This window comes from Pseudomonas sp. SWRI18, from assembly GCF_014268345.1.
In the GTDB taxonomy this organism is placed as follows: domain Bacteria; phylum Pseudomonadota; class Gammaproteobacteria; order Pseudomonadales; family Pseudomonadaceae; genus Aquipseudomonas; species Aquipseudomonas cedrina.
The window spans coordinates 1-15,302 of sequence record NZ_JACCQQ010000020.1; the positions used below are offsets into that span (position 1 = coordinate 1).

Here is a 15,302-nt window from a genome sequence, read left to right on the forward strand (position 1 = left end):
ATTTGGTGCCCAGGAGAAGACTCGAACTTCCACGACCTTGCGATCACCAGCACCTGAAGCTGGCGTGTCTACCAATTTCACCACCTGGGCAACATCAACAACGTTGCCGTCGTCGATGGCGCGCACTATACGCAGCGTACTTTTGGCTGTAAACCCCTGCCATGAAAAAAGCCTGGAAAATTTCGCCAATGGTCGTGCAAGGTGCTTCCCGGGGGCTGCAAAGGGCTTTAAAAGGCTTGATGACGTCTGAAATTTCCCGTTTCAATACGCGTATGCCAAACTAACCCGCATATAGACAAGGTGAAAACTCTCTAATGGCCGATTGGCAGTCCCTCGATCCCGAGGCCGCTCGTGAAGCGGAAAAATATGAAAACCCTATTCCTAGCCGCGAACTGATCCTGGCGCACCTCGCCGATCGGGGTTCGCCTGCTAGCCGCGAGCAGTTGGTTGAAGAGTTCGGTCTGACCACCGAAGACCAGCTCGAAGCCCTGCGCCGCCGTTTGCGTGCCATGGAGCGCGACGCCCAACTGATCTACACCCGTCGTGGCACTTACGCGCCGGTGGATAAGCTCGACCTGATCCTGGGCCGCATCGCCGGCCATCGTGATGGTTTCGGCTTCCTGATCCCGGACGACGGCAGCGATGACCTGTTCATGAGCCCGGCGCAAATGCGCCTGGTGTTCGATGGCGACCGTGCCCTGGCGCGCGTTTCCGGCCTGGACCGTCGCGGTCGCCGTGAAGGTGTGATCGTGGAAGTGGTGTCCCGTGCCCATGAGTCCATTGTCGGCCGTTACTTCGAAGAAGGCGGTATCGGCTTTGTGGTGCCGGATAACCCGAAGGTCCAGCAGGAAGTGCTGATCACCCCGGGTCGCAATGGCGCCGCCAAGGTCGGCCAGTTCGTCGAGGTGAAAATCACCCACTGGCCAACCGCGCGATTCCAGCCGCAGGGCGATATCGTTGAAGTGGTCGGCAACTACATGGCGCCGGGCATGGAAATCGACGTTGCGTTGCGCACCTACGATATTCCTCACGTCTGGCCTGAGGCTGTGCTCAAGGAAGCCGCCAAGCTCAAGCCTGAAGTCGAAGACAAAGACAAAGAAAAGCGCATCGACCTGCGTCATCTGCCGTTCGTCACCATTGACGGCGAAGATGCCCGCGACTTCGATGATGCGGTGTACTGCGAAGCCAAGCCGGGCAAGCTGCGTCTGTTCTCCGGCGGCTGGAAGCTGTTTGTCGCGATTGCCGACGTGTCCAGCTACGTGAAGATCGGTTCGGCACTGGACAACGAAGCCCAGGTGCGCGGCAACTCCGTGTACTTCCCTGAGCGCGTGATCCCGATGCTGCCCGAGCAGCTGTCCAACGGCCTGTGCTCGCTGAACCCGAAAGTTGACCGTTTGGCCATGGTGTGCGAGATGACCATCTCGAAAACCGGCGAAATGACCGACTACCAGTTCTATGAGGCGGTGATTCACTCCCAGGCGCGCCTGACCTACAACAAGGTCAGCACCATCCTGGAAACGCCCAAGACCAGCGAAGCCAAGGCCCTGCGCAGCGAATATGCCGATGTGGTGCCGCACCTCAAGCAGCTTTACTCGCTGTACAAGGTGCTGCTGGGCGCCCGTCACACCCGTGGCGCGATCGATTTTGAAACCCAGGAAACCCGGATTGTCTTCGGTTCCGAGCGCAAAATCGCCGCGATCACCCCGACGACGCGTAACGATGCTCACAAGCTGATTGAAGAATGCATGCTGGCGGCCAACGTGGCCACTGCAGAGTTCCTCAAGAAACACGAGATCCCTGCCCTGTACCGGGTGCACGACGGCCCGCCGCCGGAGCGTCTGGAAAAACTGCGCGCCTTCCTCGGTGAGCTCGGCCTGTCCCTGCACAAAGGCAAGGATGGCCCGACGCCGAAGGACTACCAGGCATTGCTCGCAAGCATCAAGGACCGTCCGGATTACCACGTGATCCAGACCGTCATGCTGCGCTCCCTGAGCCAGGCGGTGTACAGCGCGGATAACCAGGGCCACTTCGGCCTGAATTACGAGGCGTATACCCACTTTACCTCGCCGATTCGTCGTTATCCGGACCTGCTCACGCACCGCGCGATCCGCAGCGTGATCCACTCCAAGCAGAACACCCCGCACGTCAAGCGCGCCGGTGCCATGACCATTCCGAAAGCGCGGATCTATCCGTACGACGAAGCGGCCCTGGAACAGTTGGGCGAGCAGTGCTCCATGAGCGAGCGCCGTGCCGACGAGGCCACGCGCGACGTGGTGAACTGGCTCAAGTGCGAGTTCATGAAGGACCGCGTGGGCGAGTCGTTCCCAGGCGTGATCACCGCCGTGACCGGTTTTGGCCTGTTTGTCGAGCTGACCGACATCTACGTCGAAGGCCTGGTGCATGTCACCGCCTTGCCGGGCGACTACTACCACTTCGACCCTGTGCATCACCGCCTGGCGGGCGAGCGCACCGGTCGCAGCTTCCGCTTGGGCGACACCGTGGAAGTGCAAGTCATGCGCGTCGACCTCGATGAGCGCAAGATCGACTTCGGCATGCCTGATAAGCCCGCGGAAGCGCCGGGCAGTCGTAAAAAACGTGGCAGCGAAGCGACTCCAGCCAGCAAAGGCAAGGGTGCTCCAGCGAAAGCTAAACCTGCGGCCACCGAGCCTGCGCCAGCCAAGCCCGGCCGTCGCTCGTCGACCAAGGAAAAGGCCCCTGAGGCCTATCGCCCAAGCGATGCGGCGGCGAAAAACGCCGAACTGCGCAAGAGCCGTGAGTTGAAGCAGCAGTTGCTCAGCGAAGCCAAAAGCGGTGGTAAAGCGGCGTCTGGGGGAAAGTCCCAAGGGGCGGAAAAACCGTCGAGCAAGCCGAGTAAACACCGTAAAGGCCCGCCCAAGGCGGGTTCGGCTCCCGCCAAGAGCGGCGGGTCGCGCAAACCTAAGGCCAAGCCATGAGTCTGGAAAAAATCTACGGCGTCCACGCCGTAGAAGCACTGCTGCGTCACCACCCTAAACGCGTCAAGCAAGTGTGGTTGGCAGAGGGCCGCAGCGAGCCGCGCGTACAAGCGCTGGTCGAGTTGGCCACGCAAAACAAGGTTGCCATCGGCCAGGCCGAGCGTCGTGAAATGGACGTGTGGGTGGAAGGCGTGCACCAGGGCGTGGTCGCGGACGTCAGTCCGAGCCAGGTCTGGGGTGAAGCCATGCTCGACGAGCTGCTGGACCGTACCGAAGGCGCGCCGCTGCTGCTGGTACTGGACGGCGTGACCGACCCGCACAACCTCGGTGCCTGTCTGCGTTCGGCGGATGCTGCCGGCGCGCTGGCGGTGATCGTGCCCAAGGACAAGTCGGCCACCCTCACGCCGGTCGTGCGTAAAGTGGCCTGTGGCGCGGCGGAAGTCATTCCGCTGGTGGCCGTGACCAACCTGGCCCGCACCCTGGAAAAACTCCAGCAGCGCGGCCTGTGGATCGTGGGCACGGCAGGCGAGGCCGAGGTCAGTATTTATGACCAGGACCTCACCGGCCCGACCATCCTCATCATGGGCGCCGAAGGCAAGGGCATGCGTCGCCTGACCCGCGAACATTGCGATTACCTGGTGCACTTGCCGATGGCCGGCAGCGTCAGCAGCCTGAACGTGTCGGTTGCGACGGGTGTGTGCCTGTTCGAGGCTCGGCGTCAGCGTGGCGCAAAGGCTAAAGCCATACCGAAGAAATAACCAAGTTTGGCGCAGGTCAAAATGTGGGAGCGGGCTTGCTCGCGAATACGGAGTGTCAGTCGCTAAATTAGTTGGCTGATCCACCGATTTCGCGAGCAAGCCCACTCCCACATTTGTTTTGCGGTGCTTTAAGATTGTTCAAATAATCACCAATTGCCTTGCGCGCTTTCTCCCCCTTCTCTACAATTGCGCCCCTTGCCTTCCTGGCAGGCACGCATGTGCCTCTCTGCGGCAGGATCCATAAGTGTCATTCACTCCTTGTCTGACCGTTTTTGAGCGGCAGGCTACAACCCGTAAGGAGCATTCATGCGTCATTACGAAATCATCTTTTTGGTCCACCCGGATCAAAGCGAGCAAGTCGGCGGCATGGTTGAGCGTTACACCAAGCTGATCGAAGAAGACGGCGGCAAAATCCACCGTCTGGAAGATTGGGGCCGTCGTCAACTGGCCTACGCAATCAACAATGTTCACAAGGCTCACTACGTGATGCTGAACGTTGAGTGCACCGGCAAGGCCCTGGCCGAGCTGGAAGACAACTTCCGCTACAACGATGCAGTGATCCGTAACCTGGTCATCCGTCGCGAAGAAGCCGTTACCGGCCAATCCGAGATGCTCAAGGCTGAAGAAAACCGCAGTGAGCGCCGTGAGCGTCGCGACCGTCCTGAGCACGAAGGCGCTGATAGCGCTGATAGTGATGACAGCGACAACAGCGATAACGCTGACGAGTAATCCACGGACCTTTTAAGGAGCCTATCAAATGGCACGTTTCTTCCGTCGTCGTAAATTCTGCCGCTTCACCGCTGAAGACGTGAAGGAGATCGATTACAAAGATCTCAACACTCTGAAAGCCTACGTATCCGAGACCGGCAAAATCGTTCCAAGCCGTATCACCGGTACCAAAGCACGTTATCAGCGTCAGCTGGCCACCGCTATCAAGCGCGCCCGCTTCCTGGCCCTGCTGGCCTACACCGACAGCCACGGCCGCTGAGACCGGGCAGTCGACAAGTAGTAAGGGATTGAATGCATGCGCGCCTTAGCTGAGTTCATCATGCGCGGTCGTGTGCAGGCCACTCTGGTAGTGGCTGGATGTGCAGCATTGCCGTTGTTGTATTGGTTGGGTGCCGCCGCTGGATGCCTCGTGCTTCTGCGGCGCGGTTTGCAGGATGCCTTTGGCGTCCTGGCCCTGGGAGTGCTGGCCGCCTTGATCTGGTGGCTGCAACTGGGCGAACCCAAGGTACTTCTGGTACTGCTGGGGTCGTCGAGCCTTGCGTTGGTTTTGCGCGCAAGTGAGTCCTGGGTCCGCACGCTGCTGGTCAGCGTGGCATTGGGGTTGGTGTTTTCGGTGTTGATTGACGCGGCTTTCCGCCCGCAAATCGAGGCGCTGGCGCAAGAGATCGTCAAGATCCTGCCGCTGGCCTTCGGGGAACTCTACCAGCAGTTTTCGGTAGATGAGCGAGCGCGACTGGCAACACTGATTGCACCGGCCCTGATCGGCCTGATGGCGGTAATGATGCAGATCGTCAGCGTGCTGAGCCTGATGCTTGGGCGATATTGGCAGGCGTTGTTGTACAACCCGGGTGGTTTTGGTCGCGAGTTTCGCAGTATCAGAATCCCCGTGGGCCCGGCGATGTTGCTGCTGGCACTCATGGTTATCGGACCGAACCTCGGTTCACAGATGGCCCTGATGGTGCTGTTTTGCAGCGTACCGCTGGTGTTTTCCGGACTGGCCCTGATTCATGGGCTGGTCGCGCGCAAGCGCCTGGCCAAGTTCTGGCTGGTGGGGATGTACGTGACAATGTTGTTGTTCATGCAGCTGATCTATCCGTTACTCGTGGTTTTGGCCATTGTCGACGGCCTGATTGATTTTCGCGGACGTCTGGCATCGAAAGATGCCGATAGCGCGAACGGTGAAGGTTAAAAGTTAGAGGATTTTCACATGCAACTGATCCTTCTGGAAAAAGTCGCCAACCTGGGCAACCTGGGCGACAAAGTGAACGTTAAGGCCGGTTACGGTCGTAACTACCTGCTGCCTTACGGCAAAGCCACCGCTGCAACCGCTGCCAACCTGGCTGCGTTTGAAGAGCGTCGTGCGGAGCTTGAAAAAGCCGCAGCAGACAAAAAAGCTTCGGCTGAAACGCGCGCCGCCCAACTGGCTGAGCTGGAAGTGACTATCACTGCCACCGCCGGTGACGAAGGCAAGCTGTTCGGTTCGATCGGCACCCACGACATCGCTGATGCACTGACCGCCTCCGGCGTTGAAGTGCAGAAGAGCGAAGTTCGTCTGCCGAACGGCACCATCCGCAACGTAGGCGAATTCGACGTAGCCGTGCACCTGCACGCCGAAGTTGAAGCCACCGTACGCGTTGTCGTGGTAGCAGCTTAAGCCGCACCTGACTGGGTGGCACCTCGCGTGCCAGCCGGTTAACATCGGGCACGATCCTGTTTACAGGTCGTGCCTTTTGTTTTTCTACACACCCCTGATTTCCAAGTGGCCATGAACGATATTTCAGCTCCCGAGCAATACGATCTGCAAACCGCTGCCCTGAAGGTGCCGCCGCATTCCATCGAGGCCGAACAGGCCGTGCTCGGTGGTTTGATGCTGGACAACAACGCCTGGGAACGCGTGCTGGATCAAGTCTCGGACGGTGACTTCTATCGGCATGACCACCGCCTGATCTTCCGCGCCATTGCCAAGCTGGCCGACCAGAACTCACCGATCGACGTGGTGACCCTGGCCGAGCAGTTGGACAAGGAAGGCCAGACCTCCCAGGTCGGCGGCCTGGGCTACCTCGGTGAGCTGGCGAAAAACACGCCGTCCGTCGCCAACATCAAGGCCTATGCCCAGATCGTCCGCGAGCGGGCCACGCTGCGCCAGTTGATCGGTATCAGCACCGAAATCGCCGACAGCGCTTTCAACCCCGAAGGCCGCACTGCCGCCGAGATTCTCGATGAGGCCGAGCGGCAGATTTTCCAGATTGCCGAGGCCCGCCCGAAAACCGGCGGTCCGGTCAGCGTCAACGACCTGCTGACCAAGGCCATCGACCGCATCGACACACTGTTCAATACCGATGCGGCCATTACCGGGATCTCCACCGGTTATACCGACCTCGACGAGAAAACCAGCGGCCTTCAGCCGTCCGACCTGATCATCGTCGCCGGCCGTCCGTCCATGGGTAAAACCACCTTTGCGATGAACCTGGTGGAAAACGCCGTGTTGCGCAGCGACAAGGCGGTGCTGGTGTACTCACTGGAGATGCCAGGCGAATCGCTGATCATGCGGATGCTCTCGTCCCTGGGGCGCATCGACCAGACCAAAGTGCGTTCCGGCCAACTGGAAGACGACGATTGGCCGCGCCTGACCTCGGCGGTCAACCTGCTCAATGACCGCAAACTGTTCATCGATGACACCGCCGGCATCAGCCCTTCGGAGATGCGCGCACGTACCCGTCGCCTGGTGCGTGAACACGGTGATATCGCGCTGATCATGATCGACTACCTGCAACTCATGCAGATCCCGGGTTCCAGCGGTGACAGCCGGACCAACGAGATTTCCGAAATCTCGCGGTCCTTGAAAGCCCTGGCCAAGGAATTCAACTGTCCGGTGGTGGCGCTGTCGCAGCTCAACCGTTCCCTGGAACAACGTCCCAACAAGCGCCCGGTGAACTCCGACTTGCGTGAATCCGGAGCGATCGAGCAGGATGCCGACGTGATCATGTTCGTGTACCGCGACGAGGTGTATCACCCCGAGACCGAGCACAAGGGCATTGCCGAGATCATCATCGGCAAGCAACGGAACGGCCCCATCGGCTTTATCCGCCTGGCGTTCATCGGCAAGTACACGCGCTTCGAGAACCTGGCGCCGGGCAGCTATAACTTCGACGACGACGAATAACCGCAAGCCCATGTGGGAGCGGGCTTGCTCGCGAAGGCGGTGTATCAGTCGATGAATCTGTTAACTGACACTCCATATTCGCGAGCAAGCCCGCTCCCACATTTGAATGCATTCACAATTCCAGGCGTCACCACAATTCCGACCATTACCGTCGGAATTGGTCAAATTTTGTGCTATATTCCGCGCCCGCGATTTTTCATCTCAACACCGGTCACCGTAATGCAAACAGCCAAGCCGTTATTTGACTATCCCAAGTACTGGGCCGAATGTTTCGGTCCTGCGCCATTCCTGCCGATGAGCAGGGAGGAGATGGATCAGCTTGGCTGGGATTCGTGCGACATCATCATCGTTACCGGTGATGCCTACGTGGACCATCCGTCGTTCGGCATGGCGATCATTGGCCGGCTGTTGGAGTCCCAGGGCTTTCGCGTCGGGATCATTGCGCAGCCGAACTGGCAGTCCAAAGACGATTTCATGAAGCTCGGCGAGCCGAACCTGTTCTTCGGCGTCGCGGCCGGCAACATGGACTCGATGATCAACCGCTACACCGCCGACAAGAAAATCCGCTCCGACGACGCCTACACCCCCGGCGGCATGGCCGGCAAACGCCCGGACCGCGCGAGCCTGGTGTACAGCCAGCGCTGCAAGGAAGCCTACAAGAACGTGCCGATCGTACTCGGCGGCATTGAAGCCTCCCTGCGCCGCATCGCCCACTACGACTACTGGCAGGACCGTGTGCGCAACTCGATCCTGATCGACGCCACCGCCGATATCCTGCTGTACGGCAACGCCGAGCGGGCCATCGTCGAAGTCGCCCAACGCCTGTCGTGGGGCCACAAGATCGAAGACATCACCGACGTGCGCGGCACGGCGTTCATCCGTCGTGATACGCCGGCGGGCTGGTACGAAGTGGACTCAACGCGCATCGACCGTCCGGGCAAGGTCGACAAGATCATCAACCCGTACGTCAACACCCAGGACACCCAAGCCTGCGCCATCGAGCAGGAGAAAGGGCCTGTCGACGACCCGGACGAGGCCAAGGTGGTGCAGATCCTGGCCAGCCCGCGCATGACCCGCGACAAGACCGTGATCCGCCTGCCGTCGGTAGAAAAAGTCCGTGGCGATGCGGTGCTGTATGCCCACGCCAACCGCGTGCTGCACCTGGAAACCAACCCAGGCAACGCCCGCGCCCTGGTGCAGAAGCACGGCGAAGTGGACGTGTGGTTCAACCCGCCGCCCATTCCGATGACCACCGAAGAAATGGACTACGTGTTCGGCATGCCTTACGCACGTGTCCCGCACCCGGCGTACGGCAAGGAGAAAATCCCGGCCTACGACATGATCCGCTTCTCGGTGAACATCATGCGTGGCTGCTTCGGCGGCTGCACCTTCTGCTCGATCACCGAGCACGAAGGCCGCATCATCCAGAACCGTTCCGAAGAGTCGATCATTCGCGAGATCGAAGAGATCCGCGACAAGGTGCCGGGCTTTACCGGCGTGATTTCCGACCTCGGCGGCCCGACCGCTAACATGTATCGCATCGCCTGCAAGAGTCCGGAAATCGAATCCGCGTGCCGCAAGCCGTCGTGCGTGTTTCCTGGTATCTGCCCGAACCTGAACACCGACCACTCGTCGTTGATCCAGCTGTACCGCAGCGCCCGTGCCTTGCCGGGTGTGAAGAAAATCCTGATCGCCTCCGGCCTGCGTTACGACCTCGCCGTGGAATCGCCGGAATACGTCAAGGAGCTCGTCACCCACCACGTCGGCGGCTACCTGAAGATCGCCCCGGAACACACCGAGGAAGGTCCGCTCAACCAGATGATGAAGCCGGGCATTGGCAGCTATGACAAGTTCAAGCGCATGTTCGAGAAGTACACCAAGGAAGCGGGCAAGGAGCAGTACCTGATCCCGTACTTCATCGCCGCCCACCCCGGCACCACCGATGAAGACATGATGAACCTGGCCCTATGGCTCAAGGGCAACGGCTTCCGCGCCGACCAGGTGCAGGCGTTCTACCCGTCGCCGATGGCCACTGCCACCGCCATGTACCACTCGGGCAAGAACCCGCTGCGCAAGGTCACCTACAAGAGCGACGCGGTAACCATCGTCAAGAGCGAAGAGCAACGCCGCCTGCACAAGGCGTTCCTGCGCTACCACGACCCGAAAGGCTGGCCGATGCTGCGTGAAGCGCTGACCCGCATGGGCCGCGCCGACCTGATCGGGCCGGGCAAGGACCAGTTGATCCCGTTGCACCAGCCGAGCACCGACAGCTACCAGAGCGCGCGTCGCAAGAACTCGACGCCGGCCGGCAGCCACAAGGTCGCCAAGGAAACCACCACCAAAATCCTCACCCAGCACACCGGCCTGCCGCCTCGCGGCAGCGACGGCAGCAACCCGTGGGACAAGCGCGAACAAGCCAAGGCCGCGGCGCAGGCGCGCAATAAGCAGGCGGCCAAGGAGCGCACCGATGCGGCCAAGGGCAAAGGCGGCAAGCCTACCCGCAAGCCGGTGGTGCCGCGTTGATTGCAACCTGAACAAACAGAACGCCAGCCTCAGTGCTGGCGTTTTGCTTTCTGGCAGGCGGGTAGCCTGTTTGTTAAGGTGGCGCCCATCAGATTGCTATCGCAGGCAAGCCAGCTCCCACCCTTGACCGCGTTCCTGCATGAGCATGCAGTCAAAATGTGGGAGCTGGCTTGCCTGCGATAGCGTCAGTCCAATCACCACCCCTTTCAAGGAAGAACCTCTCCATGGGCAACCCCCTGGCCAGCATCGGCATGGACTCCAACCGCTCCCAGTTCATGGCGCGCCAGCGCATTGAAAGCCAGATCAACCTGCCGCGCCTGTTTGCGGCCATCGACGCCGATCCCGGTATTGTCGGCGCGGGTGTGGTGTATATCGATGCCGACTTCAACATCGTCACCCTGCGTGAATTCAAGCCCATCTGCAGCATCCAGCCCAAGCGCATCATCCTGCGGGAGGCGCAAAACTACGTTGCGCCGACACAGTTCGCTCAACATGTGGCGAGCAACCCGCGGGAGTCCAGGCTGATCGGCGAGGCGGTGAACACCGGGATCTCGTGCCTGGGCGCGGTCATCAGTTGGGCTGCGATTGCCAGCGGTACCCTGCTGGTGCCGTTCAGCGCGGGCGCCAGTTCCGTCGTTGTGGTGATAGGGTACGCGGCGGCGGGCGCGAGTTCACTGCAGTGCATCAATGGCCTTGCCCGCACGACGCTCGAGGTGGCCAAGCCCGAGGTCAACGATTGGCTCGACAGTGAAGGCTGGTACCAGAATGCTTCCATTGTGCTCGACGCAGCGTCGCTGGTCGGCGTGGGCGCTTCGACCCTGACGACGGTCAAGCTGGTCAGGGCCGCCAAAGCCTCGACGGGCAAGAGCCTGCGTGAGGTGCTGCGCGGTTTGAATCGCCAGGAAAGAGCCAAGCTGACCAAAGAACTGTTGAGCATCAACGATCCCAAATTGACCTCGAAGCTACTCAAGCTCAAGCAAGCGTCGGGTGAACTCACCAAGCGTTTCACCCCCACGCAGCTCAAGCACGGCACAACGACCCAGATCAAGGACGCCCTGAGTGCAGTCATAGGGTTCGGCGGGAGCGCCTACTCCGGAAATGTCAAAACAATCGCGATCGGGCTGTACGAGGAAGCCAAAGAATGGGCGAATTGATGACGCTGCGAGACTTTTTCAAGCATTACTTTCTGACGTTTCTGAGCGGCGTATTTGCGGCGTATTTTTCATTGGCGTTGGCCATGGCGTTGGCGTTCGTCACCTATTTTGATGATGCACCCCTTGCTCAAGTGGGGCTCAAGATCATGCTGGCCGGGGCAGTGCTCACGCTGCTCACGGTGCACAGCAACTTTATGATTCTACGGGGCAGGCCCGGTTGGGCATGGGTGATGGTCGGTCTCTACGCCGCCTGCCTGCTGTTTGTGTTGCCGATGATCCAATACGGTCCTCATCGGGTTCTTTATGGGTTGGCGCTGGTTTTTCCACTGTTCGGGCTGCTGATACTCAACAGTAAGGGGCAGCGCGAGATGCGCGCCAGACTCGTGGAAATCCGCCACCTGCGTCAAGCCCTCGGCGCCCGGCACAAGGCCCGGTGACTGGGTAGATTCACCACCTCCTTTCACACGTTCGCCACAAATATGTGCGGCACTTGCACCATGGCGTCACCGCTGGCGCCGTTTTGGTGCTGTACTGCACCGGGTCTTACGATAAAGCGCAACGACGGCCGCTCTGGCATAAGTCTTGCGCACGTTGTGTCCATGCCCTGGCTCGCAGGAGGCCGCCGTGTCGATTCATGTCGCGTTGCACCACGTCACGCATTACCGCTACGACCGCGCTGTCGAACTCGGCCCGCAAATTGTGCGTTTGCGCCCGACGCCCCACAGCCGTACGCGGATTCTGTCCTACGCGCTGAAAGTGCTGCCCGAGCAGCATTTCATCAATTGGCAGCAAGACCCTCAGGGCAATTACCTGGCGCGATTGGTGTTCCCGGAAAAAACCGCTGAACTGCGCATCGAAGTCGACCTGGTCGCCGAGATGGTGGTGTTCAACCCGTTCGACTTTTTCCTTGAGCCCTACGCCGAAAAAATCCCCTTCAGCTACGCGGCCGATGAACAGCGCGAGTTGGCGCCGTACCTGGAAACCTTGCCGCTGACGCCGAAGTTTGCCGCCTACCTGGCCGGCATCGACCGCACGCCATTGCCGGCCGTGGACTTTCTGGTGGGCCTCAACCAGCGTCTTGCCGCCGATATCGGCTACCTGATCCGCATGGAACCGGGCGTGCAGACCCCGGAATTCACCCTGCAAAATGCCTCCGGCTCCTGCCGCGACTCCGCCTGGCTGCTGGTGCAATTACTGCGCAACCTCGGCTTGGCGGCGCGGTTTGTGTCCGGCTACCTGATCCAGCTCACCGCCGACGTCAAGGCACTCGACGGGCCCTCCGGCACCGAAGTGGACTTCACCGACCTGCACGCCTGGTGCGAAGTGTATTTGCCCGGCGCCGGCTGGATCGGCCTGGACGCCACCTCCGGGTTGTTCGCCGGTGAAGGGCATATCCCGTTGGCCTGTAGTCCCGATCCATCCTCGGCGGCACCGATCAGTGGGCTGGTGGAACCGTGCGAGTGCCAATTCACCCACGAAATGTCGGTGGAGCGGATCTGGGAAGCCCCTCGGGTCACCAAGCCCTACACCGAGGAGCAATGGCTGGCGATCCAGGCCCTGGGCCGGCAGATCGATGGCGACCTGCTCAAGCACGACGTGCGCCTGACCATGGGCGGCGAGCCGACCTTTGTCTCCATCGACGACCCCGACGGTGCCGAGTGGAACACCGCTGCGCTCGGGCCGGACAAGCGTCGTCTGTCCGCCGAGCTGTTCCAGCGCATGCGCGCGCATTACGCGCCTCAAGGCCTGGTGCACTTCGGGCAGGGCAAGTGGTACCCCGGCGAGCAATTGCCGCGTTGGTCGCTCAATTGCTACTGGCGCCGTGACGGCGTGCCGATCTGGCACAACAGCGCATTGATCGCCGATGAGCAACAGCACTACGGCGCCGACGGCGCCATGGCCGGGCGTTTCCTGGCCAGCGTCGCCGAACGCCTCAAACTGCCTGCGCGCTTTGTCTTCCCGGCCTTTGAAGATAATTTCTACTACCTGTGGCGCGAAGGCGCGTTGCCGCAGAACGTCACTGCCCAGGACCCGCGCCTGAGTGACGACCTGGAGCGCGAGCGCCTGCGCAAAGTGTTCGCCCAGGGGCTGGATAAAATCATCGGCCAAGTGCTGCCACTGGCGCGCACGGCGGCCAATGACCGCTGGCAGAGCGGGCGCTGGTACCTGCGCGACAACCATTGCCGCCTGGTGCCGGGCGATTCGCCGCTGGGCTACCGCCTGCCCCTGGCCTCGCAACCATGGGTCACGGCGGCCGAGTATCCGTTTGTGCATCCGACCGATCCTAACCAGGACCAGCCGGAGCTGCCGGGCACCGCTCAACTGCAAAACCATGGCGAACCCGCACCGAACGATGAGCGTGTGCCAAAAATCGACGAGTCCGCCGATTGGCTGACCCGCACCGCCCTGTGCGCCGAGGCACGGGGGGGGCGCCTGTATCTGTTCATGCCGCCCTTGGAGCGCGTCGAAGACTATCTGGAACTGGTGGCCGCCATCGAGGCTACCGCCCAAGAGCTACAGTGCCCAGTGTTGCTCGAAGGCTACGAGCCGCCGGCCGATACGCGCCTGAGCAACTTTCGCGTCACGCCGGACCCGGGTGTCATCGAGGTCAACGTACAGCCTTCCGCCACCTGGGATGAATTGGTGGAGCGTACAGAGTTCCTCTATGAAGAGGCGCGGCAAACCCGCCTTACCACCGAGAAATTCATGATCGACGGACGCCACACCGGCACCGGTGGCGGTAACCACTTTGTGCTGGGCGGCGCGACGCCCAAGGACTCACCCTTCCTGCGCCGGCCCGATCTGCTGCGCAGCCTGATCAGCTATTGGCATAACCACCCCTCGCTGTCCTATTTGTTCTCCGGCCTGTTCATCGGGCCGACCTCCCAGGCGCCGCGGGTGGATGAAGCGCGCAACGATGCGCTGTACGAGCTGGAGATCGCCTTTGCGCAAATACCCGAGCCCGGCGAAGAGTGCCCGCCATGGCTGGTGGATCGCCTGCTGCGCAACCTGCTGATCGACGTGACCGGCAATACCCACCGCGCCGAATTCTGCATCGACAAGCTCTACTCGCCGGACGGTGCCACCGGCCGCCTGGGCCTGTTGGAGCTGCGTGCGTTTGAAATGCCGCCGCACGCGCGCATGAGTTTGACCCAGCAACTGTTGCTGCGTGCCTTGGTCGCGCGGTTCTGGCGCGAACCCTATGCACCGCCGAAACTGGCACGCTGGGGCACCGAACTGCATGACCGCTTCCTGTTGCCGCACTTTATCGAGCAGGATTTCGCCGACGTGATCGCCGAGCTCAACGCCGCCGGCTACCCGCTGCGCGCCGAATGGTTTGCCGCGCACCTGGAGTTCCGTTTCCCCAAGGTTGGCGACTACGCCGTCAATGGCATCGAACTGGAGCTGCGCCAGGCCCTGGAGCCCTGGCATGTGCTGGGCGAGGAGGGCGCGGTGGGTGGCACGGTGCGGTATGTGGATTCGTCCCTTGAGCGCCTCCAGGTCAAATTGACCGGGCTGCCACCGCAGCGCTACCTGCTGACCTGCAATGGCATCCCGGTACCGTTGCAGCCCACCGGGCGCGTCGGTGAGTTCGTCGCCGGCGTGCGCTACCGCGCCTGGCAACCGGCCAACTGCCTGCAGCCGACCATCGCGGTGCATGCGCCGTTGGTGTTCGACCTGCTGGATACCTGGATGCAACGCTCGCTGGGCGGCTGCCAGTATCATGTGGCGCATCCGGGCGGGCGCAATTACGACAGCTTGCCGGTGAACGCCAATGAGGCGGAAAGCCGGAGGATGGCGAGGTTTTTCCGGTTGGGACATAGTCCTGGAAAGCTTCCGGTGCCAACAGTCAGCATCAACGATGAATTGCCTATGACTTTGGACCTACGGCGTCACCCCAATAAAAATGACTGAACACAGTTCAAAATGTGGGAGCGGCGGTGCGACGATTCGACTTGCTCGCGAAAGCGGAGTGTCAGTCGATACATAATCAACTGACAGACTGCTTTCGCGAGCAAGC

At 61.0% G+C, this 15,302-nt stretch carries 11 protein-coding genes and 1 tRNA gene; 11 read left to right on the plus strand and 1 reads right to left on the minus strand.

Annotated elements, in window-relative coordinates:
- Positions 1-3: 3 nt before the first annotated feature.
- Positions 4-90, minus strand: a tRNA-Leu gene (locus H0Z09_RS20205).
- Positions 91-314: 224 nt separating this feature from the next.
- On the opposite strand from H0Z09_RS20205, the gene rnr reads away from it, so the two are divergent.
- From rnr to H0Z09_RS20260, 11 genes are all read left to right on the plus strand, one after another.
- A complete protein-coding gene (gene rnr, locus H0Z09_RS20210; RefSeq protein WP_076951870.1) occupies positions 315-2,954 on the plus strand; it encodes a ribonuclease R in 2,640 nt (879 codons plus the stop codon).
- Positions 2,951-3,712, plus strand: coding sequence for a 23S rRNA (guanosine(2251)-2'-O)-methyltransferase RlmB (gene rlmB, locus H0Z09_RS20215; protein ID WP_186692911.1), 762 nt, complete (start codon positions 2,951-2,953; stop codon positions 3,710-3,712). The genes rnr and rlmB overlap by 4 nt, the downstream gene beginning before the upstream one ends.
- A gap of 306 nt (positions 3,713-4,018) precedes the next feature.
- Positions 4,019-4,441 carry a 30S ribosomal protein S6 gene (gene rpsF / locus H0Z09_RS20220; protein WP_003236224.1) on the plus strand — a complete coding sequence of 141 codons (423 nt, stop codon included), beginning with the start codon at positions 4,019-4,021 and terminating at the stop codon, positions 4,439-4,441.
- Between the two features lie 28 nt (positions 4,442-4,469).
- Positions 4,470-4,700, plus strand: coding sequence for a 30S ribosomal protein S18 (gene rpsR, locus H0Z09_RS20225; protein ID WP_002551829.1), 231 nt, complete (start codon positions 4,470-4,472; stop codon positions 4,698-4,700).
- A 36-nt stretch (positions 4,701-4,736) separates the two neighbouring features.
- Positions 4,737-5,630 carry a hypothetical protein gene (locus tag H0Z09_RS20230; protein ID WP_186692913.1) on the plus strand — a complete coding sequence of 298 codons (894 nt, stop codon included), beginning with the start codon at positions 4,737-4,739 and terminating at the stop codon, positions 5,628-5,630.
- Positions 5,631-5,648: 18 nt separating this feature from the next.
- Positions 5,649-6,095 carry a 50S ribosomal protein L9 gene (gene rplI, locus H0Z09_RS20235; protein WP_003171376.1) on the plus strand — a complete coding sequence of 149 codons (447 nt, stop codon included), beginning with the start codon at positions 5,649-5,651 and terminating at the stop codon, positions 6,093-6,095.
- A gap of 111 nt (positions 6,096-6,206) precedes the next feature.
- On the plus strand, positions 6,207-7,604 hold the full coding sequence (dnaB, locus tag H0Z09_RS20240) for a replicative DNA helicase (RefSeq protein ID WP_076951872.1): 1,398 nt from the start codon (positions 6,207-6,209) through the stop codon (positions 7,602-7,604).
- Positions 7,605-7,823: 219 nt separating this feature from the next.
- Positions 7,824-10,127 carry a YgiQ family radical SAM protein gene (locus H0Z09_RS20245; protein WP_076951873.1) on the plus strand — a complete coding sequence of 768 codons (2,304 nt, stop codon included), beginning with the start codon at positions 7,824-7,826 and terminating at the stop codon, positions 10,125-10,127.
- A gap of 224 nt (positions 10,128-10,351) precedes the next feature.
- The gene (locus H0Z09_RS20250; protein WP_186692915.1) at positions 10,352-11,281 is read left to right on the plus strand and encodes an NAD synthetase; all 930 of its coding nucleotides are present in this window, start codon (positions 10,352-10,354) and stop codon (positions 11,279-11,281) included.
- Positions 11,269-11,718, plus strand: a complete 450-nt coding sequence (locus H0Z09_RS20255) for a hypothetical protein (protein ID WP_186692917.1) — start codon at positions 11,269-11,271, stop codon at positions 11,716-11,718. Before H0Z09_RS20250 ends, H0Z09_RS20255 begins: the two co-directional genes overlap by 13 nt.
- A gap of 187 nt (positions 11,719-11,905) precedes the next feature.
- The gene (locus H0Z09_RS20260; protein WP_186692919.1) at positions 11,906-15,196 is read left to right on the plus strand and encodes a transglutaminase family protein; all 3,291 of its coding nucleotides are present in this window, start codon (positions 11,906-11,908) and stop codon (positions 15,194-15,196) included.
- Positions 15,197-15,302 lie beyond the last annotated feature (106 nt).